The sequence below is a fragment of the Ornithinibacillus sp. 4-3 genome (assembly GCF_040958695.1).
In the GTDB taxonomy this organism is placed as follows: Bacteria; Bacillota; Bacilli; order Bacillales; family Amphibacillaceae; genus CALAMD01.
Genome location: NZ_CP162599.1, coordinates 1,023,465 through 1,042,757 on the forward strand (window position 1 = coordinate 1,023,465; position 19,293 = coordinate 1,042,757).

At 33.8% G+C, this 19,293-nt stretch carries 19 protein-coding genes; 13 read left to right on the top strand and 6 right to left on the bottom strand.

Annotation, left to right across the window (positions count from 1 at the left end):
* Nucleotides 1-44: 44 nt before the first annotated feature.
* The 4 genes from AB4Y30_RS04990 to AB4Y30_RS05005 all read right to left on the bottom strand — a co-directional run bounded on the left by AB4Y30_RS04990 (nucleotide 45) and on the right by AB4Y30_RS05005 (nucleotide 3,542).
* Complete coding sequence (locus AB4Y30_RS04990) at nucleotides 45-1,649, bottom strand: ABC transporter substrate-binding protein (RefSeq protein WP_368654389.1); 1,605 nt, start codon at nucleotides 1,647-1,649, stop codon at nucleotides 45-47.
* A 231-nt stretch (nucleotides 1,650-1,880) separates the two neighbouring features.
* Nucleotides 1,881-2,162, bottom strand: coding sequence for an amphi-Trp domain-containing protein (locus AB4Y30_RS04995; protein WP_368654390.1), 282 nt, complete (start codon nucleotides 2,160-2,162; stop codon nucleotides 1,881-1,883).
* Nucleotides 2,163-2,228: 66 nt separating this feature from the next.
* Nucleotides 2,229-2,489, bottom strand: coding sequence for a DUF3006 family protein (locus AB4Y30_RS05000; RefSeq protein ID WP_368654391.1), 261 nt, complete (start codon nucleotides 2,487-2,489; stop codon nucleotides 2,229-2,231).
* Nucleotides 2,490-2,492: 3 nt separating this feature from the next.
* Nucleotides 2,493-3,542 carry an MBL fold metallo-hydrolase gene (locus AB4Y30_RS05005; protein ID WP_368654392.1) on the bottom strand — a complete coding sequence of 350 codons (1,050 nt, stop codon included), beginning with the start codon at nucleotides 3,540-3,542 and terminating at the stop codon, nucleotides 2,493-2,495.
* 243 nt (nucleotides 3,543-3,785) lie between these two features.
* Here AB4Y30_RS05005 and AB4Y30_RS05010 point away from each other — a divergent pair, with 243 nt between their 5' ends.
* The 5 genes from AB4Y30_RS05010 to AB4Y30_RS05030 all read left to right on the top strand — a co-directional run bounded on the left by AB4Y30_RS05010 (nucleotide 3,786) and on the right by AB4Y30_RS05030 (nucleotide 8,791).
* Nucleotides 3,786-4,997, top strand: coding sequence for a CynX/NimT family MFS transporter (locus AB4Y30_RS05010; protein ID WP_368654393.1), 1,212 nt, complete (start codon nucleotides 3,786-3,788; stop codon nucleotides 4,995-4,997).
* A gap of 100 nt (nucleotides 4,998-5,097) precedes the next feature.
* On the top strand, nucleotides 5,098-5,592 hold the full coding sequence (locus AB4Y30_RS05015) for a DUF1648 domain-containing protein (RefSeq protein ID WP_368654394.1): 495 nt from the start codon (nucleotides 5,098-5,100) through the stop codon (nucleotides 5,590-5,592).
* 138 nt (nucleotides 5,593-5,730) lie between these two features.
* Complete coding sequence (locus tag AB4Y30_RS05020; RefSeq protein WP_368654395.1) at nucleotides 5,731-6,909, top strand: MDR family MFS transporter; 1,179 nt, start codon at nucleotides 5,731-5,733, stop codon at nucleotides 6,907-6,909.
* A 221-nt stretch (nucleotides 6,910-7,130) separates the two neighbouring features.
* A complete protein-coding gene (locus AB4Y30_RS05025; RefSeq protein WP_368654396.1) occupies nucleotides 7,131-8,162 on the top strand; it encodes a hypothetical protein in 1,032 nt (343 codons plus the stop codon).
* Between the two features lie 176 nt (nucleotides 8,163-8,338).
* The gene (locus tag AB4Y30_RS05030) at nucleotides 8,339-8,791 is read left to right on the top strand and encodes an IDEAL domain-containing protein (RefSeq protein ID WP_368654397.1); all 453 of its coding nucleotides are present in this window, start codon (nucleotides 8,339-8,341) and stop codon (nucleotides 8,789-8,791) included.
* Nucleotides 8,792-8,882: 91 nt separating this feature from the next.
* Here the strand turns inward: AB4Y30_RS05030 and AB4Y30_RS05035 are convergent, their stop codons facing one another.
* Complete coding sequence (locus tag AB4Y30_RS05035) at nucleotides 8,883-10,901, bottom strand: penicillin-binding transpeptidase domain-containing protein (protein ID WP_368654398.1); 2,019 nt, start codon at nucleotides 10,899-10,901, stop codon at nucleotides 8,883-8,885.
* Nucleotides 10,902-11,413: 512 nt separating this feature from the next.
* On the opposite strand from AB4Y30_RS05035, the gene AB4Y30_RS05040 reads away from it, so the two are divergent.
* From AB4Y30_RS05040 to nagB, 3 genes are all read left to right on the top strand, one after another.
* Nucleotides 11,414-11,560 carry an anti-repressor SinI family protein gene (locus AB4Y30_RS05040; protein ID WP_368654399.1) on the top strand — a complete coding sequence of 49 codons (147 nt, stop codon included), beginning with the start codon at nucleotides 11,414-11,416 and terminating at the stop codon, nucleotides 11,558-11,560.
* A gap of 60 nt (nucleotides 11,561-11,620) precedes the next feature.
* Nucleotides 11,621-11,953 carry a helix-turn-helix domain-containing protein gene (locus AB4Y30_RS05045; RefSeq protein WP_368655173.1) on the top strand — a complete coding sequence of 111 codons (333 nt, stop codon included), beginning with the start codon at nucleotides 11,621-11,623 and terminating at the stop codon, nucleotides 11,951-11,953.
* Between the two features lie 303 nt (nucleotides 11,954-12,256).
* On the top strand, nucleotides 12,257-12,988 hold the full coding sequence (nagB, locus tag AB4Y30_RS05050) for a glucosamine-6-phosphate deaminase (protein ID WP_368654400.1): 732 nt from the start codon (nucleotides 12,257-12,259) through the stop codon (nucleotides 12,986-12,988).
* Nucleotides 12,989-13,047: 59 nt separating this feature from the next.
* Here nagB and AB4Y30_RS05055 read toward each other — a convergent pair whose 3' ends face one another.
* Nucleotides 13,048-13,698 carry a YigZ family protein gene (locus tag AB4Y30_RS05055; RefSeq protein WP_368654401.1) on the bottom strand — a complete coding sequence of 217 codons (651 nt, stop codon included), beginning with the start codon at nucleotides 13,696-13,698 and terminating at the stop codon, nucleotides 13,048-13,050.
* 192 nt (nucleotides 13,699-13,890) lie between these two features.
* On the opposite strand from AB4Y30_RS05055, the gene AB4Y30_RS05060 reads away from it, so the two are divergent.
* From AB4Y30_RS05060 to AB4Y30_RS05080, 5 genes are all read left to right on the top strand, one after another.
* Nucleotides 13,891-15,039 carry a sensor histidine kinase gene (locus tag AB4Y30_RS05060; protein ID WP_368654402.1) on the top strand — a complete coding sequence of 383 codons (1,149 nt, stop codon included), beginning with the start codon at nucleotides 13,891-13,893 and terminating at the stop codon, nucleotides 15,037-15,039.
* A 170-nt stretch (nucleotides 15,040-15,209) separates the two neighbouring features.
* The gene (locus tag AB4Y30_RS05065; protein ID WP_368654403.1) at nucleotides 15,210-15,896 is read left to right on the top strand and encodes a response regulator; all 687 of its coding nucleotides are present in this window, start codon (nucleotides 15,210-15,212) and stop codon (nucleotides 15,894-15,896) included.
* A 294-nt stretch (nucleotides 15,897-16,190) separates the two neighbouring features.
* Nucleotides 16,191-17,033 carry a DegV family protein gene (locus tag AB4Y30_RS05070; RefSeq protein ID WP_368654404.1) on the top strand — a complete coding sequence of 281 codons (843 nt, stop codon included), beginning with the start codon at nucleotides 16,191-16,193 and terminating at the stop codon, nucleotides 17,031-17,033.
* Between the two features lie 122 nt (nucleotides 17,034-17,155).
* On the top strand, nucleotides 17,156-18,559 hold the full coding sequence (locus tag AB4Y30_RS05075) for a DEAD/DEAH box helicase (RefSeq protein ID WP_368654405.1): 1,404 nt from the start codon (nucleotides 17,156-17,158) through the stop codon (nucleotides 18,557-18,559).
* 13 nt (nucleotides 18,560-18,572) lie between these two features.
* Complete coding sequence (locus AB4Y30_RS05080) at nucleotides 18,573-19,265, top strand: ComF family protein (RefSeq protein WP_368654406.1); 693 nt, start codon at nucleotides 18,573-18,575, stop codon at nucleotides 19,263-19,265.
* Nucleotides 19,266-19,293 lie beyond the last annotated feature (28 nt).

Consider the following 19,293-nt stretch of genomic DNA (forward strand, 5'->3'; position numbering starts at 1 on the left):
AAAAGTAGTACAAAACCAATTCTCCGGTTCTGTACTACTATTCATTATTCTGAAACAGTTAAATTCCAAATGTTTATTCCATCCTGGAATTGGAGATTATTAACTTTTTTGGATGCGGAAAATACACGATATGTGTCTCCAAGCTTCAATAATGGGACATGATCTGTCATCCATTGCATAATCGCATCATAAGCATCATCTGTTTCATCAAGAGAAGGTTGTCTTCTGAAATCATCAATTAAATCATAGAATTCTTGATCATCCAACCAACCAGAATCTTGCCCGCGATTTAAAAATCCATAAGCAGTTGGTTCCGGTTGAGCTCCCCAGCTCATGATATTAATATGATATCCTGTTTCCTCATATGTTTTATCAATTAATGTAGGCCAATCATATACTTCTAATGATACTTTAAAGCCAACTGCCTCTAGCTGTTGTTGAGCAACAAGCGAAGCATTGTACTGTTCTTCATAATCACGTGTCGTAATGATAATTAACTCTTCTCCAGCAACACCAAGGTCTTCTAATTGTTGTTTCGCTGCTTCAGGGTCATATGCTTCCATCTCTGCTTTTCCAATTTCTGTATCAAAACGATTTGTTAAATGTGGTTTGACTAAGTTATGATTAAGCTCGTAGTATTGCTCATCTGCTGAAGCACTTTGCATAATTGCATCTTCATCAAAGGCAAGTCTAACTGCCTCACGAACTCTTACGTCTTTAAATACTTCCATGTTTTTATTCATGATAAATACAAGTGTGCTACCTGGAATTGTATAGTTTTCAATCTCTGGATTATCTTCAAGTATCTCTGCTTGGTCATATGGAGTTGGGTGAATAATATCGTATTCACCTGATAAAATTCCTGCTACTCGTGTAGATGGATCTGTGACGAAATAGAAATAAACTTCTTCAACAAGTGCTTCTTTTCTTCCTGCTGAGCCACTTGGCTCCGCTTCAAGTGGCTGGTAGTCATCAAACTTAGTCACTTTGATATAACTATCTTGTTTCCACTCATCAAACTGAAAAGGACCTGTTCCAATATATTCTTGAACACCTAACTCAGTTGCACCATCAATAATATCTTTTGGCATAATGGCAGCATAAGAACCTAACATTCCTGCAAGCACGCTTAATGCAGTAGAAATAGGTTCCTCTAAAGTTAAGAGAACCGTATAATCATCTATTTTTTCAAAAGTAGCTTCTTGGAATGCGCCGGCACGGTTAGAGAATTCCTTCCAACGATTCATAGATGCAACCACATCATCTGCTGTCATTTCTTGTCCATTATGGAAAAGGACACCTTGTCTTAAGGTAAAAGTAATTTCTGTTCCATCTTCACTTAAGTCATATGATTCAGCGAGCATAGGTTGAAACTCATAATCTTCATTTACAGTGATTAAAGTTTCATACACTCCCCGCATTACATCTGAAGTAATAACTGCTGTCGTTAAATATGGATCCAGAGTTGGTGGCTGTGCAGAATAGGCAATATGTAAATCTTGTCTTAAACCTTGCTCATCTGGTGATGCGTTATTTTCTTCTTCTGCATCTTCATTTGATGTTGTGTCGTTATCTGTTGCAGAATTACAACCGATAAGAATTAATATTAAGATAATTGCTAAAAAACTGGACTTTAATACTTTATTCATTTTTTACTAAACTCCCCTTAAATGTTGTTGGCATGGCTCTAGCTGCAAGCTATTTTTATATTGTAACAGAAAATTTGTATTTCCGGCTAATTCAGAGTAAAAAAGTAGGAATTATTTTTTGAAAAAGAAAAATGTTAGATAAAAAAACCGGAAATTAATAGGAAGTTAGCTTGAACATCGAGTATCAAATAAAGGATGTTCACAGTCCTATAAATTTCCGGAATAAGATGTTTAACCAATCTGGATAGATGAATCTTTGCTAGAATCAGCCTCACGCCATTCAAGTTCTAGCTCGAGTTTATGCTTGCCATTTCTTTCTTCAAGTTTGATTTCTAATGTGACGTTGTCAGAAGGAACGACTTCATGGTCTTGACCATTATGTGTTAAGATAAACTTTTTTTCGTTTTTTAATTTGTTAGCAATACTATCTAAAAATGTAGCAGCGTTTACAAGTGACATTTTCTCTTCGTAATCAACATGAATCGTTTTTGGATTTCTGTTTTCTTTTGTCATTTGAATCACCTCTACTTATAATTATTATAATTTAATTATAAGTACAAACTGTTATTTTGTCACCTGTTATTTACGAAATTTACTTTTTTTCTTTTTCATTTCAAGTTTTTTCGTCAAATGATCAACTTTTTCCTTCTGTATTATTGTCATTTTATGATCTATTTCAGTAATTTCATATATTCCATTCTGTTTTGCTAAAGTAACCCAAGAACCTATTCCGCAACCATTTGGAAGCGAAGAGAGGGGGAGGTGAATTTCTTTTCCTAGTTCTTCAATTAAAATAACAGCTTTCTCATTCCCGATAAAACGATCAATAAATCCTTTCATGTTTTACCCTCCTACACAAGCTAATCCTTGTTCTTCAATATCCTTTAATCGTCCTTCGCTAATTCCGTTTATTTTCATTAATTCGTCTAAGCTTTTATAAGGTCTAGATTCAATTATAGCTTCTGCTCTTCCTTCACCAATATGAATAATTTCTTGTAATTGTTTAGGGCTTGCTTGATTAATATCAATACATATTTCTTCTTTAGGTTTTGTCTCTGGCTTTTTATTTACATTTGCTTTTGTTTCTATTGTGTCTATTGCATATTCTTTTCCATCCGTAGAGACGATAATTGTTCCATCCATATCTGTTCCATATAAAATAATTCCAGCTTCGTGAATTTGCTGAATGACTTCCATATGTGGATGTCCATAGGAATTATCTTGACCAGCACTATAAATAGCTACCTCTGGATCAACAACCTTAAGAAAATCTGGTGATGTAGATGTGTTAGAGCCATGATGCCCTAGATGCAGGAAATTTGCTTTTACCGTTTTATTATTGTCTATCATCATTAGTTCTTGCTTTTTATAAGCATCACCTGTGAACAAGAAGGAAATCTCTCCATAAGTAAAGCGAACAGAAATGGAATCCTCATTTAATCCACCTGTTAATTCTGTCGGATGTAATACTTCTATTTCCATTGGACCAATTTGAAATGCTTCACCTGCGCGTGGCTCATAATAATCAGTATCGCTTTCTGTAACTGCTTCTAATGAATTAATAAAAACTCCTGATTCTACTGTGTTTCCAGACATCCAAACCTCTCCAACATCAAATGCTTCCATAATACCTGGGAGCTGACCAATATGATCGGCATGTGGATGACTTATAATTACTAAATCAATCAACTCTATTTGTTGATTTTGCAAATAAGTAACAACATCATTTTTATTCCAATCACCAGCATCATAAAGAATATGATAATATGTATCCTCATGTTTATATTGGAAAAGTGTTGCATCTGCTTGTCCAGCATCAATGTAATGCACCGTTAAATCAGTAGTTAATTCAATTTGCTTATTTTCTTCATTTGCAGGAAATATTGTATTCATATTCCCGCATCCTACTAGTAAGAGAATAAGTAGGAAAAAAAAGAATTTTTTCATATGTATGCTTCTCCTATCTGTTTTTGTTCCATTCTTAGCCTATCAAAATATCAATCGTTTGACGAGTAAATTCTAGAACAAATGTTTGCAAGCTAAATAGTCTTGTGACTCATCTTGTTTGGTAGCTAATCAAGCTTGCTTTTGTTATACTTTTAGCTGATAATCACCAGGAAGAGAGGAGGCTTGAAAATGGGTTTAGAAGAAGCTAAACAAGAACAGAATCGTTTATATAACATCATGATTATAATAGGAATTGTCTTCGTATCATTTAACTTACGTCCTGGAATAACATCTGTTGGACCTCTTTTCGGGATGATTCGAGAAGATTTAAGTCTGGCCAGCTGGGGTGCAGGTTTATTAACAAGTTTACCATTATTAGCGTTTGCACTTATTTCACCAATTGCACCAACACTTGGAAGACGATTATCTAATGAAAGAGCAATTTTAGTTGGTTTATTCTTTTTAGTAATTGGAATCGGTGTCCGTTCTATATCTTGGATCGTTTTTTTGTTTTTTGGAACTTTTTTAGTAGGGTTAGGAATTGCTATTTGTAATGTACTTCTTCCTGGTTTCATTAAAGAAAAATATCCACTGAAGGTAGCATTGATGACAGGTGTATATTCTACTATGATGTCTGTTTTTGCCGCATCAGCTTCTGGTTTAAGTATTCCATTTGCAGTAGATTTCCAGATGGGGTGGCAAGTAGCATTACTTGTTTGGGGCTTACCGGCAATTATTGCAATTGTTGTATGGATTTATTTGGACAAGCATAAAAAGAGTAAAGAAAAAGTAGAGATGCGCTATATCACTCCAAGTTCAAAAGGGGGGATGTGGAAATCTCCACTAGCATGGCAAATTGCCTTATTTATGGGATTACAATCCACCATGTTCTATGTAACTATCTCTTGGTTACCAGAAATCCTAACAGATTATGGAGTGAGTTTAGTTACAGCTGGTTGGTTTGTATCTCTTGCACAATTTATCGGCTTACCAGCTAGTTTCATTGTACCAATTATTGCGGGGAAATTTGCCTCTCAACGATTGCTTGTAACTGTTTTAAGTATCATGATGATTTCAGGTTTCACTGGATTATGGCTAGGTAGTTCTACTTGGATGCTAATTATTTGTATTACTTTGATTGGAATATCTCTAAGTGGAAATTTTGCATTAGCATTAACTTTTCTTGGTTTACGAGCAAGAACTTCGACAGATGCTGCTGAGTTATCAGGGATGGCACAATCTATTGGTTATCTTTTAGCGGCAGTTGGTCCATTTGCGATCGGTTTATTATTTGATATCACACAGACATGGGAGATTCCGCTTATTGTTTTAATTTGTAATGTTGGTGTGATGTATATATTTGGTTTATTTGCCGGTCGGAATAAATATGTATTGGATTAATCAGTGACATTATCTATACATACACGCAATTTGGGGATGCCGGAATTCCAAATTATACACTTTCTGTAAAACATTGTATGATATGAAGGAGTTGAGATATTTGAAAAACCATCCAAAAATTGAGGTGCCAGCAACGAAGATGGAGAAGATCCTCCATTTATTATCATTATTGCTTATTATTGGTTCCTTTATTTATGTAAGTGTGTCCTTTAGTTCTTTGCCTGACGAAGTGCCCGTTCATTTCAACATAAATGGGGAGCCAGATAGCTGGGGAAATAAAGCAACGATTTTAATCATGCCTATTATTTCTGTCTTTATTTTCTTACCAATGTATTTTCTTAGTAAGGCACCACATACCTTTAATTACATGGTTAAGGTCACAGAGGAAAATGCTCCACGCATTTATCCCATTGCTCGCTTAATGATGGCAGTTATCAATTTTTTTGCGATGGTGTTATTTGCTTATATTGCCTGGGATATGGTGCAAGCAGCGCATGGTATAAATTATAGTGGGATTTGGCTGTTCATTATTACATTGGGTCTACCACTTTTAATTATTATATTTTTTGGATTGTGGATGAATAAAGTAAAATAATATGAGCATATGCATTTTCATAATGAACATCTATGTAAAAACATCATTTAAATGAAGAATTAAGCCTTTAAACATAGGTGTTCACATAGAAGAACTCCTCACTAAGGCAAAGATTGATAGTAAAGTGAGATGAGAGCCATGCCCAAAAATATTTGGATATTAGTAACTGCAATGGTAGTAAATACAACAGGAGCTTCTTTCTTATGGCCGTTGATTACGATTTATATGCATAATCATTTAGGAAAAAGCTTGGCATTTGCTGGATTGATTTTAATGTTTAGTAATGCTGCATCGATTGTTGGTAATTTAATTGGTGGTACACTTTTTGATAAATACAGCGCTTATAAAACATTGTTATATGGAGCGGGAATTGTCCTTTCTGCATCTACAGTTCTAATATTTTATAATGACATTCTTCCATTTGCATTATGTTTAATTTTTATTAATTTTGGCTCAGGAATCACTTGGCCTATTATGTTTGCTTTAGCAGGCTCAGTATGGCCAGAAGGAGGCAGACGCTCTTTTAACGCGTTATATGTTGGGAATAATTTAGGAGTAGCACTAGGTGCAACCTTTGGCGGCTTGATTGCGAGTATTTCCTTCCAATATATTTTTATAGCAAATGTATTGTTTTTTATTGCTTTCCTAGGAATTGTTATTTTTACATTTAAAGTAATGGATCAAAAGAGTGATCCACAAATGAATACAAATGTAATTGAACAACGAAGTAAGATTGAAGAACGCGCACCATTTATTGCTTTGTTAATTTTATGTATTGGCTTCTTTGTTGTTACAATGACTTATGCACAATGGGGTTCAACAATTGCCGCATATACACAGGATATAGGAATTCCGTTAGAGCAATACAGTATACTATGGGCTATCAATGGATTTTTAATTGTAGTTGGGCAACCACTAATTAAGTGGATAACGAATGTAGTAAAATCAGAGAAGGTTCATCTATATATAGGACATTCGATCTTTATTTTGTCTGTATTAGTTGCTCTATTCGCAAAAGATTTTACGATGTTTGCTGTGGCAATGATTATTATTACAATTGGTGAAATGCTGATTTGGCCGGCTATTCCTGCTTTAGCTTATCGATTAGCACCAAAAGGGAAAATTGGCTTTTATCAAGGCATCGTAAATAGTGTAGGAGCAGCTGGAAGGATGACTGGTCCATTACTTGGAGGTTTCATCGTTGATTATTTCAACATCCAATTATTATTCTATATCCTTGTTGGAATCCTATTTCTTCCTTTCATTACTACAGCTATTTTTGATCGCGGTTTGAAAAAGGAAAATCAAGTTGGATAAAATGAGTGAGCTTTATCTATAAAAATCAATTAATGAACTAAGCGTTTATTTTACACTTGCGTTTCAGCAGTGGGGGATATGTGCTTAGTTATTTTTTTGCGGGAGATAAGAAAGGTATGAAAAATGTTTGTTTCAGAATGGAAAGTAGGCGCTATTGCGAATCACCAAATGCTTTTCCTTTTCATAAATTAAGGTAACGATGTGACAAAGGATGTGTATGCTTGAAGAAAAAAATTTATTATTATGTAACGGGAAATACTGCAGAAGGTTTTATAAATCATTTAGCTTCAAATGTAAAAGATATTACTAAGGTGATTATTATTTCTCACCCATCCGCAGGTGTAAAAACAGCATGGTTAAAAAAATTGATTAATATATATCAAGAAGAATATTCACTGGAAATATTGCGTAGTGATTTAGGGAACCCATTTATAGATGGAATCATTATTCGAGATTGTTCTTTAGCAATTATTTCTGATCGAATTGACTGCTTGCCTGCAGATAGAAAGCATATTTTTAAAATAGAAGAAGATGTAAGTGTAAATGAAAAGGTATATGAGACAATGAACGAGCTGTATGAAGAAGCATATCAAAGCTTTTCTAGAGGTTTACGTGTGCATGATGATTTAGAGGCTATTTATATTCAGGAAATGGATGTAGTAAAAGGGAATGCGTTAATTACACAATTTATTGAACAGTATATTCCAAAAACAAAAGAAAAAGAGGCTATTATAGATACACCAAAAAGATTTTTTGGTACAACAACTGGAGATGGAATGGTTACTGACGTTCCAAATTTAATAGAAGGAATTCCGAATGTTTTTCATATAAAAGGAAGAGCAGGGACAGGAAAGTCATATTTTATGCGTAAAATAATGGATGCTTGTTTAAAAAATGGAATTCCTGTAGAAGAATATCGCTGTAGCTTTGATCCAAATAGTGTAGATATGATTCGTATTCCAGAGCTTCAATTATGTATGTTAGATAGTACAGATCCTCATGCATTTGAGCCTAAGCGTACTGGGGAACATATTATTGATTTATACACAGAAATGATTACACCTGGTACAGATGAAAAGTATGAAGAAGAAATTACTATAGTAACAAAAGAGTATAAGGATTATATGCTTCAAGGAGTGGAGCTAATCAAACAAGCTTGTGCATATTATCGAAGTTTTGAAAAAGAATATAATTATGATGATACAGTTAATGAATCAGATTTTCAGAAATTGCTTGCTTTGATTAAAGGGTAATTAGCTATCCAGATAAATAAGAGCTAAACGATGAGTGAGGTTACTTGCACATAAAGATATTTCATTGTAAAATAATATTAATTGACAGAATATTAAAAATGAATGTTTTATAAATGGAAATAAGGGTATGTTATTTTTAATTAGGTGAAGAACAATAGCGTTTGGAGGTGCTGAGAATGGTAACGGTAAAGTTATTAAAGCCTTATTATATTAAATCAGATGCTCAATATGTTCGTATTAAATTAGCCTATCAATATTTTTCATTACTTATAAATGACCAATTATATCATTTCGTACCAATTGAATCGAATGAAATTAAGATCGATCGAAGAACAAAACAGATTGTAAATACAAATGCAAACTTCGCATTTCAGAAAGGAAAAGACATTATAAGCATTAGAATGTCTGAGTTAGTTTCGTTGCCAGATTTCCTCATACAATTGTTTTTTATCGTTGAAGCGTTCAATCAGAGTACAAATTACATGAATGAATCGGAGCTGAAGGAAGAAAGTAAAATACTTATTCGAGAATTAGAACAGATGAACTTAAAAAATTTAATTGATAAGTCTTTAGATAACCGTGATGAGGAATTATTTTATGAATTAACTAGCAAATTAGATACTGTTTAGTGTAATGGAAGCAGCTTAGACAAAAAAATAAGGAATTCAGTGAAAAACTGAATTCCTTATTTTTTATATTTTTTCGTTCTTAAAATTCGTATCAAGGTGTGACATCTTGTAAAATTTCGGCAACTTTTTTAGCAGTATAGCTACTTGCTCCTTTATCTTGAACACTTTCAATCACCATTGCAATGATTAAATTCTGCTTTTCTGTAGGATACCCAACAAACCAACCATTTTCACTACCTGTTGAGTCAGCTGTAAGCTTTAATTCAGCGGTTCCTGTCTTTCCAGAAATAGGGAAATCAGGAATATTAGCTGCTGATGCTGTTCCTTCTGTAACAATTCCACGCAATATATCTTGCATCATTTCAGCTTCTTCAGCAGTTACTAAATCTTTATGCCAAATTTGTCCAATATCTTCTGATGTAAGCAGTACTGGTTTTAGCATATTCCCTTCATTTAAAAATGCTGTGTAGGCAAGAGCTAAATGAAGAGCGCTCATTTCTATTTCAGCTTGACCATAGCTAGAGTTCGCTAACTGTACTTCATCTTCTAGCTTACCTGTTGTAGAAATAGTTGATTTTTGAAAAGGATATTCAAACGGAAACTCTTCCTCTAAACCAAATTGTTTGAGACCCGTTTCAAATGCCTTTGCACCAGTGCGTATTGCTTGCATAGCAAAATAAATATTATCTGAACGGTATAGGGCTTCTCTTAAATCTACAGGCCTACCAGTAGCAGAGACACGTTTTATGGTGTAATCTCCCCAGCCTTCTTTCCCCCAACGTAAACCTTCAATCGTTAATCCTTCCGTTGGATCAAGGGAGCCATCCTTTAACCCAATAGAAGCAGAGATTGGTTTAATTACTGAACCAGGAGCATAAGTTGAAGAAAAACGATTAATTAAAGGCAGTTGCGGATCATCTTGAATCGTTTTCCATTGTTCTGCAGAGATACCATATGCTAAATCATTTGGATTAAACCCAGGACTACTGACCAGAGCAATCGTTTCTCCTGTTTTAGGATCAACAGCAGCTGCTGTACCTGCATCTCCTTCTTCTTCATAAGCTTCGTAAATTTTTTCTTGTACATTTGCATCAATGGTTAGAATAATGGTTTCTCCATCTTCTACCGGAATTTCAGCAAGAACAATATCTTCTTTACCTTCATCGGAAACAACGATTTTAACACCTTGTTTTCCTTTTAATTTTCGTTCGAAATGACTTTCAAGACCCCGTTTTCCAATTAAGTCCCCACTGGAATAGGTGCCTTCTTCTTGTTTTTCTAATTCTTCACCAGTAATTGGTCCAACATAACCAACTAAATGTGAGCCAGCTTTTCCTAATGGATAAATTCTGCCAAGTACTTCTTGACCAGCTACAGAATCAATCTTCCAGAGCTGCTCCAAGAGAGATTCATTTGTTTTAGGTACTTTTTTTAATGGAACAAATAAATCGGGTTTTACCCAATCAGCTTCTAGTTTACTTTTAATAGTGTCTGCAGGAATATCTAAGACTTTAGAGACACTTTCAATGATTTGCTCTTTTTGATCACCCATTTTTTCTGGAATGATTCCTATTTCATAAATCATGTCATTCATCGCCAATGGCATTTTATTTCGGTCTAGAATTTCTCCACGTTTCGGCTTGGAGACCTTGATATTAATATTTCCGCCATTTTTGATTTCAGGAAAGATAAGACCAGGATCCCAATTAATATACCAATCCTTTTCATCTTCTCCTTCTAATACAGCAGTTACTTCATAATTAAATGAAATTGGCCCAGCAAGGCTCTCCATACTTACGGAAATAGGAAAAGTGAATTTTCCATCTTCAGCAGCTTTCTTCAAATCATTCTTTTCTAATTCTTTATATGAAACTTCTAGGTTGCTAATATTTAAATCACTATATATTTTTTCATATCGATCAACATATGTTTCACTTGGATATTCTTCTAAAGCATCTTTAGATAGCATTTGGTACATTTCTGAAAAACGTTCATTATTCCATAAATCAATATATGTACCAATCCGCTCATCCAGTTTATCTCCCTCATTTGAACAAGCGGAGAGAAAGATAAAACCAATGATAAGGAAAGCGAAAATTCCCTTTCTCATAAAAACCCCCTCATTTTCTAAATACTCGTATACTTACTTTATTATATCATGACTCACATAAAGTGTTGAACTGAAAAAAGCTTGTAGAAAAAAATTCATAATTAGAAGTTGTTCAAAAATCCTATTAAAATAATGTTTTGAATTTTTGAGTTGACCTGCTTTCGTATGGAGAGAAACCTCTTTAAACCTACTGTTTAGCAGCGCATTGTACTTTCGCCGCACATGATGTACCAGTATCGGAGCTTCAATAGTACGTTGCCGTGGAGAACTTAACCAATGCTAGTTCTTTTTATCGGGCTTTTTGAATATATACTATATCGTAAGAACAAAGTACTAATACATTTAAATGTGTTTCGACAAAGAGTTTCTGATAAATTCTACAAAACAAGGCTATGGTAGACAAAACTAGTCAATTTATACTTCCTATGTTCTAGTATAATAGATTTACATTCAAAATGTAAGCGCTCTATCAAAGCGAATTTGGTCAGGTGATTTGAAGAGGGGAGAATAGGATGAAGTTACCTAAAAAACAAAAAAGCATAATTTATGATTTAGGTTGGGTGGAATTAATAAAGGAAGCTAAAAATAAAGGATTGACTCCAAAAGAGGTCCGAATATTTTTAAAAAATAGTAGTGAGTTAATCCGAAACACGAAATAATATGCTAGAATCTCCTGTCAAATATATGCTATAATTTGATAGGAAAGAGGGTGAATGGACTTGATCGGTGAAAAAATCAAAAAATTACGAAAAGAAAAGAAGATGTCTATTTCTGAACTTGCCGAGAAAGCAAATGTAGCTAAGTCATATTTGAGTTCGATTGAGCGTAATATACAATCGAATCCATCGATCCAGTTTATTGAAAAAGTTAGTAATGTATTAGGTGTTCCAGCAAATGAATTATTGCGTGTAAATGGAATAAGCGATGTGGAAGAATTAGATGATGAATGGTTACAAATAGTTCAAGAAGCCATGGATTCAGGTGTAACCAAAGAGCAATTTAAGGAGTTTCTAGAATTTAACCGTTGGCGAAATAATCAGGAACATTCATAAATTTAAAGTGACAAAACAAAAAATCGTTAAATATGACTTAGGCAGAAGGTGACAATTGAATTCCTTCTGCTTTTTACTTGATAAATATTTCAGTAGCATAAAAACTTCATGACAATTTTTATTACATACTTGCTATTTGAAAAAAAATAAATGATAATTATCTAGTCTTTTTTACACCTTAAATTGAGGTGTTTAAAAAAATAGATAAGATTATGTTTATCCAATGTGTATGAACGGGTAATAAGAACATGTCTATTTATTTTCACATTTACCTGAATGAATGGATAAGGGAGGAGAGGTAAAATGAAAATTATTAAAGTAAAAGACTATGAAGAGTTAAGTAAGAAAGCTTGTGAAGTTTTTGTTCAAAAGTTACAAACAATTGCTAATCCAGTATTAGGTTTAGCAACGGGTTCTACTCCTGAAGGGTTATATGAATGCCTGATTGGGCAGTATAAGCAAAATAAAGTATCTTTTAAAAATGCAACAACTTTTAATTTAGATGAATATATTGGTCTGCCAAATGACCATGATCAAAGCTATCATTATTTTATGAATGAAAAGCTATTTAAACATATTGATTTGCCAAAAGAACGTGCACATGTTCCAAGTGGTGTTGTAGCAGATTTGGAAAAAGAATGTCATGATTATGAGCAAGCAATTAAAGAACAAGGACCTATTGATCTTCAATTATTAGGAATGGGTCCAAATGGTCATATTGCTTTTAATGAACCTGGAACATCTTTTGAAAGTAGAACAGCTATCTATGATTTAACAGAGTCTACTCGTAATGCGAATGCACGATTCTTTGACTCGATTGATGAAGTACCAACAAAAGCAATCTCAATGGGTATAGGAACAATTATGGATGCGAAGGAAATTCTATTTATTGTTTCTGGGGAATCTAAAGCTGAGATTTTAGCAAAAGTACTTGAAGGAAAAGCAGATCCTTCTATTCCTGCTACTGTATTACATTTACATGATAATGTAACAGTAATTGCAGACGAAGCAGCATTGTCAAAGTACAAAGGTTAATGTTGAAGGAATTGTCAGAAAAACGTTTTCTTGACAATTCCTTCATTGCTAAGCATCTTTTATGACTCTTTTGTGGATTCTACATCTATTTCAACATATTTCATATTTGTTTCATTAATTTCTGCTTGGCCACTTGTCATATTAGTCATCCAGTCTTGAAAGATTTCTTCATCTCCTGTTTTTGCATAAATATTAAATTCAACATTCTCTAAATAATTAATTTGATCGACTATATATGCTGATTGGCGCAGTTCATTTTCTAATTTTCCTAAAAGTGGATAATCGATTTTAACAGAAAAACCTTGCATTAATTGACGTTTAACAATTCCTGTTGCTTTAATTGCTTGTGAAGTCGTTGATCCGTATGCGCGGATTAAACCACCTGCACCTAATTTAATCCCACCATAGTACCTAGTAACGACAACAGCAGTATCTTTTAATTGTTGTTTTTTTAACACTTCAAGCATTGGAACACCAGCTGTTCCACTAGGTTCACCATCATCATTTGCTTTTTGGATCTGATCATGCTCACCAATTATATAGGCTGAGCAATTATGAGTAGCATCATGATGCTTTTTCTTAATTTGGTTAATAAATTCTATCGCGTCTTCTTCTGTTTCAACGCGTTTCACATGTCCAATAAATCTAGATTTTTGAATAATTAATTGATCTGAGCCTTTTGATTTGACAGTATAATAACTAGGTAACATCAAATCCTCCTCATAGATTTTATGTAGTAAAATGTTATTAATATATATAGGGAATGATTGTTTAGTTTATTTGTCACATACAATCAACAATATAATAATAGAGTAGTTTAAAAATAATAGGGAAAAGACCCTAAGAAAAACGCAAGCACTAACGTATATTATAACATAGGTTATTTGGAGATGATGATGCAAATGGCTGATATAAAGACTTTAGATCATATTATTGACGAGATGATTGATGTTGTTGAAAATAGTAAAAATGAAATCATCCATATTAGTGAAGAATCAATTGAAGAGTATAAAAATTTACAAGTTGAATTGGCAGAAACGCAAAAAAATGTTGCAAAGTTTATTGAGCAAGGGGACGAGTTAGAACGTAGGGTCCAAATATTACGTCAACGCCTTCTCCGAGTTAATAAATTTTACGATCAATATTCAGAAGAAGAAGTCCGTAAAGTATATGATAGTACACTCCAGATACAAACGGAGTTAACCACACTAAGGCAAAGAGAAAAAAGTTTGCGTGACAAACGGGATTATTTAGAAAGACGTTTAATCATATTAGAGCAGACAATTGAACGAGCAACAGGTTTAACAGGGAAAATTTCTGTCGTACTCACTTACCTTCAAGATGATTTCAAACATGTTAATCAGCTTATTGAAACAGCTAAAGAGAAGCAAGAGTTTAGTTTACAAATTATTCATGCACAGGAAGAGGAAAGAAGAAGAATTTCCCGAGAAATTCATGATGGACCAGCACAAATGCTTGCAAATATTATGTTACGTTCTGAATTAGTTGAACGTATGGCGCGTCAAGGCGAAATGGAACTTGCAGTAAAAGAGCTGAAAAATGTTCGCCAAATGGTTCAAGCGTCTTTATATGAAGTAAGGCATATGATTTATGATTTACGTCCAATGGCATTAGATGATCTCGGACTTCTTCCAACGATTCGAAAATATGTTTCGAATACAGCAGAGCATCATCAACTAAATATTGAATTTTCCCACGTAGGAAAGAAAGCCCGATTAAAATCAGAATATGAAATTGCTGTTTTTAGATTATTTCAAGAATCAATTCAAAACGCAATTAAGCATGCAGAAGCAACGAAGATTAGAGTGAAATTAGAAATTGATGATGATTTCTTAAAACTTACTATCCAAGATGATGGTAAAGGTTTTGACATAGATGAGGGTAAGCGAGAAAATTCATTTGGAATTTTGGGCATGAAGGAAAGAGTTGAAATGCTTCATGGAGAATTAATAATTAAATCCAAACAGAAATTGGGAACAAAGGTATTTATTAAAATTCCATATCAAGCAGAAGCATTAAGAGAAAATTAATATTTGCTATGCGCTTAATTCCTATCTAGAAAACTCACTAATGTTGCAAACGAATTCATATTCTAATACTATTTAAAATAATAGTATCGATAGAAATAATCATAGTAAAAAACAAATTACCCAGTAAGAAAAAATACAAGGAAATATGGATGTAGGAGGATAAAATAGAGATGAATCCTAAAAAGACAATTGATATCGTCCTAATTGATGACCACAAGTTATTTAGAGAAGGTGTAAGAAGGATATTGGATTTTGAGCCAATGTTCAGCGTAGTAGCTGAAGGTGGCGATGGGAATGTTGCGGAGCAATTAATTAGCCAATATAATCCAGATGTAGTGCTAATGGATATCAACATGCCTGATATAAATGGAATTGATGCAACTGCAAAGCTAGTTGAGAAATTCCCAGAGACAAATATTATTATTCTTTCTATTCACGATGATGAAAGCTATGTGACACATTCATTAAAAATAGGTGCCAAAGGTTACCTGTTAAAAGAAATGGATGCTGATTCTCTGATAGTAGCAATTAAAGTGGTTAGTGCGGGTGGATCATATATTCATCCAAAGGTTACTCATAATATTGTAGAAGAGTATCGTAAATTAGCAGCACAAAACGGGATTAACTCTTTAGCAACTGTGGAATATAGTCGTCCACTTCATATTTTAACGAAAAGAGAATGTCAGGTACTACAGCTACTAGCAGAAGGGAATAGTAACCGTTCTATTTCAGATAATTTATTTATTAGTGAAAAAACGGTTAAAAACCATGTTAGTAATATTTTACAGAAAATGCGAGTGAATGACCGAACACAGGCAGTAGTAACTGCAATTCGAAATGGTTGGGTAGAGGTTTAACTTAAAGTGTATGTTTGTCTATAAACATTATATATCCTTCAAAAATTAGTTTTTATATCTAATTTTTGAAGGATTTTTTCTTAATAATTTTATATTGTTAAGCCCTTTATTTTAAGAGTCATAAAACTATTATTCTAGATGCTTAAATAAACAGATTTAACAGTAGAATAACAGGTGATTTTTTCTCTAGTATCATGTAATATCAAGATAAGTTATCTTGATTTAGTAGGGATTTTACCTTTCAAAGAATACTAAGGCGAGATAGATAAAGCCGTGTAAATGGAGGGGATAATAGTGAAAATTGCAGTAATGACTGATAGTACAGCATATATACCAAAAGATTTGGTGGAAAAATATAATATCCATACGGTACCACTAGCCGTTGTTTTTGGTGATGAAATATATCGTGAAGAAGTTGATATTTCACCAGAGGAATTTTATCAAAAGGTGAGAGAATCAGAAAAGCTACCCACAACCTCACAGCCTTCTGTCGGAGATGCTGTAACGAAATTGGAAGAACTGGCAAAGGATTATGATGCAGTAATTTCCATTCATATTTCTAGCGAATTAAGTGGTACATACAATGCAGTGATTAGTGCAGGAGAAATGGTAGAAGGAATTAAATTATATGCCTTTGATTCTAAAATCAGTGCAATGGCGTTAGGCTTTTTTGTGCTAGAAGCAGCGAAATTAATTGAACAAAATAAGACACCTGAAGAGATTTTGAAATACCTTCATGAATTCCATGATAAAGTAAATGCTTATTTTATGGTTGATGATCTATCCCATTTACAACGTGGTGGTCGTTTAAGTGGAGCACAAGCATTTATTGGAAGCCTGTTAAAAATTAAACCAATCCTCCATATTGTAGATGGCAAAATTCTTCCATTTGAAAAAATTCGAACGACAAAGAAAGCACTTCAACGTATCTTGAATTTGCTAGAAGAAGATATACAGACTAAAACAGTAAAAGAAGTTGTATTTATTCATGCTAATAATGAAGCTGCTGCATTGAATTTAGAAATAGAATTTAAGCAAAAACATCCAGAAATAAATACATTGATAAGCTATTTTGGTCCAGTATTAGGCACTCATTTAGGAGAAGGAGCTTTAGGTATTCTTTGGTACACAGAATAGGATGTAGAGTCTGCTCTAGAAATATAAAGCTATGTTCATACTAAAAATGAATGCTTTATATTTCTAAGCAGATTAATTTTCTCCGTTATAGGCGTGCAAAATCTAAAAAAAGAAGGTGGCTTATGAAAGCAGAATTAAATTATGAACAACTTGCAAAAATTTATGCCGGAAAATTATTACTTCGCTCGGAGATCGATTTACATGATCAAACCCTCCATACTTTACTTCAGAGTTCTACTTTTAGCACGCTCCCATCCATTCTTCAAAAACGTTTTTCCAATCAATGTCAACGTTGTGGCAATCATGATATAAAATACTTTGGTCTGATAGATTGCTTGCTTTGTGGGCATATTCATTTATATTGTCGTAAATGTATTTCAATGGGGCGTGTATCAGCATGTCAGCCTCTGTACTTATGGACAGGAGATACCCCTGCTTGGCCAATTATTGCAGAACCATGTACTTGGAAAGGTGAATTAACAGAAGCACAGCAGGTTGCAGCTAATCGAGTGAAACAAGCGATTTTACAGAAAGAAAAGGATCTCTTAGTATGGGCGGTAACTGGTGCAGGGAAAACTGAAATGTTATTTCCAGGTATTGCTGAAGCTATAGCAAAAGGACAGCGAGTATGTATTGCTACTCCTCGTGCTGATGTCGTCCGAGAGCTATATCCTCGAATTAAATCCGCCTTTCAAATGACTGAAATCCAAGCCCTATATGGAGGCAGTGAAGAAAGAGATGGAATAGGTCAACTTATCATTGCAACAACCCACCAACTCCTACGATTTAAGCATGCATTTGATGTCATCGTTTTAGATGAAATGGATGCTTTTCCTTATACGAATGATCCGTCCTTACCATTTGTAACAAGTAGAGCCTTGAAGACGAACAGCACAATGATTTATTTAACCGCAACTCCAAAAGCCTCTGATCAAATCAAAATCTCCAGACAGAAATTGCCCCATGTTTTTGTCCCTAATCGTTATCATGGACAAGCTTTGCCAATTCCACAGTCTATTCCATGTTTTTCCTTGAAAAAAGATATCCAAGCCAATCAAGTGCCCAAAGCTTTACTTAAATGGATAAAGCATAGAAACAATCCTCATAGACAGTTACTTCTATTTGTTCCAACAATTCAAATTGCCGATCAGTGGCAAAAATTCCTGCCAGAGCTTTTTCTTCAGCACCAATTAATTCAAGATAAATCAGAATTAACAACAGTCCATGCTAGTGATCATGATCGAAAAACAAAGGTTGAACTATTTCGAGAGAAGAAGTTGAAAATTCTTGTGACTACAACGATTTTAGAAAGAGGGGTTACCTTTCCGTCTGTTGATGTAGTGGTGGTTGATGCAGGTCATGATGTTTTTGATGAAGCGGCACTAGTGCAAATTGCTGGACGAGCAGGTAGAAGTGCGCTAGATCCAACTGGAGAAGTATTATTTATGCATACAGGAAAAACAGAAGCCATTATAAGATCCATTCAAATGATTAAGCAAATGAACAAACGAGCAGGACTTAAATAAGGGAGGTATGTAGGTGAATTGTTTATATTGTCATGAAAAACAGGTAAAAGAAGTGAATTGGGTTAATCTTTTCTTTAGTGAAAAGAAAAGTGAATTATGTACGAATTGCCAAGAAAAGCTAAGTTTCATTAAAGAGCAAATATGTGAAGCTTGTGGAAGACCCACAGATGCAAAAATATGTGGAGATTGTTTGCATTGGCAAAGTATTTATAAAAATAAAGAACAACTAGATCCATTGAAATATAATCGATCCATTTATATTTATAATGATTTCATGCGAGAAATCATAGTAAAATGGAAGTATCAAGGAGATTATGAACTAGGAAATATTTTTCGAGATATATTTAGAAAGTATTTTTTACAATATTTTTCAATGCTTCCTAAAGATGCAATCATTGTACCTATACCTTTAAGTGAAGAACGAAAGCGTGAAAGAGCATTTAATCAGGCCTTTATGCTAGCCAGTTTTTTACCATGGAAAGTGGAAGATATATTAACAAGGGAGCATCGAGAGAAGCAAGCTAAAAAGTCTAGGCTTGAACGTATGCTAGGAGATAATCCATTCTCACTAATAAAACCATTAAACAAAACAGTCGTTATTGTCGATGATATATATACAACAGGAACAACTTTAAGGCATGCAGCAGAATTATTGAAGAAGAATGGGTGTCCTGTTGTTTATAGCTATACATTAATTAGAGGGTAAATATAAAATGAAATAAAAAGATTATATG

Excerpts from the sequence above, each read along its gene's own strand:
- nagB (WP_368654400.1), top strand. The coding sequence starts at position 12,257 with ATGAAAATTATTAAAGTAAAAGACTATGAAGAGTTAAGTAAGAAAGCT.
- AB4Y30_RS05035 (WP_368654398.1), bottom strand. The coding sequence starts at position 10,901 with ATGAGAAAGGGAATTTTCGCTTTCCTTATCATTGGTTTTATCTTTCTC.
- AB4Y30_RS04995 (WP_368654390.1), bottom strand. The coding sequence starts at position 2,162 with ATGACAAAAGAAAACAGAAATCCAAAAACGATTCATGTTGATTACGAA.
- AB4Y30_RS05040 (WP_368654399.1), top strand. The coding sequence starts at position 11,414 with ATGAAGTTACCTAAAAAACAAAAAAGCATAATTTATGATTTAGGTTGG.
- AB4Y30_RS04990 (WP_368654389.1), bottom strand. The coding sequence starts at position 1,649 with ATGAATAAAGTATTAAAGTCCAGTTTTTTAGCAATTATCTTAATATTA.
- AB4Y30_RS05065 (WP_368654403.1), top strand. The coding sequence starts at position 15,210 with ATGAATCCTAAAAAGACAATTGATATCGTCCTAATTGATGACCACAAG.
- AB4Y30_RS05000 (WP_368654391.1), bottom strand. The coding sequence starts at position 2,489 with ATGAAAGGATTTATTGATCGTTTTATCGGGAATGAGAAAGCTGTTATT.
- AB4Y30_RS05010 (WP_368654393.1), top strand. The coding sequence starts at position 3,786 with ATGGGTTTAGAAGAAGCTAAACAAGAACAGAATCGTTTATATAACATC.
- AB4Y30_RS05060 (WP_368654402.1), top strand. The coding sequence starts at position 13,891 with ATGGCTGATATAAAGACTTTAGATCATATTATTGACGAGATGATTGAT.
- AB4Y30_RS05030 (WP_368654397.1), top strand. The coding sequence starts at position 8,339 with ATGGTAACGGTAAAGTTATTAAAGCCTTATTATATTAAATCAGATGCT.
- AB4Y30_RS05075 (WP_368654405.1), top strand. The coding sequence starts at position 17,156 with ATGAAAGCAGAATTAAATTATGAACAACTTGCAAAAATTTATGCCGGA.
- AB4Y30_RS05020 (WP_368654395.1), top strand. The coding sequence starts at position 5,731 with ATGCCCAAAAATATTTGGATATTAGTAACTGCAATGGTAGTAAATACA.
- AB4Y30_RS05055 (WP_368654401.1), bottom strand. The coding sequence starts at position 13,698 with ATGTTACCTAGTTATTATACTGTCAAATCAAAAGGCTCAGATCAATTA.
- AB4Y30_RS05005 (WP_368654392.1), bottom strand. The coding sequence starts at position 3,542 with ATGAATACAATATTTCCTGCAAATGAAGAAAATAAGCAAATTGAATTA.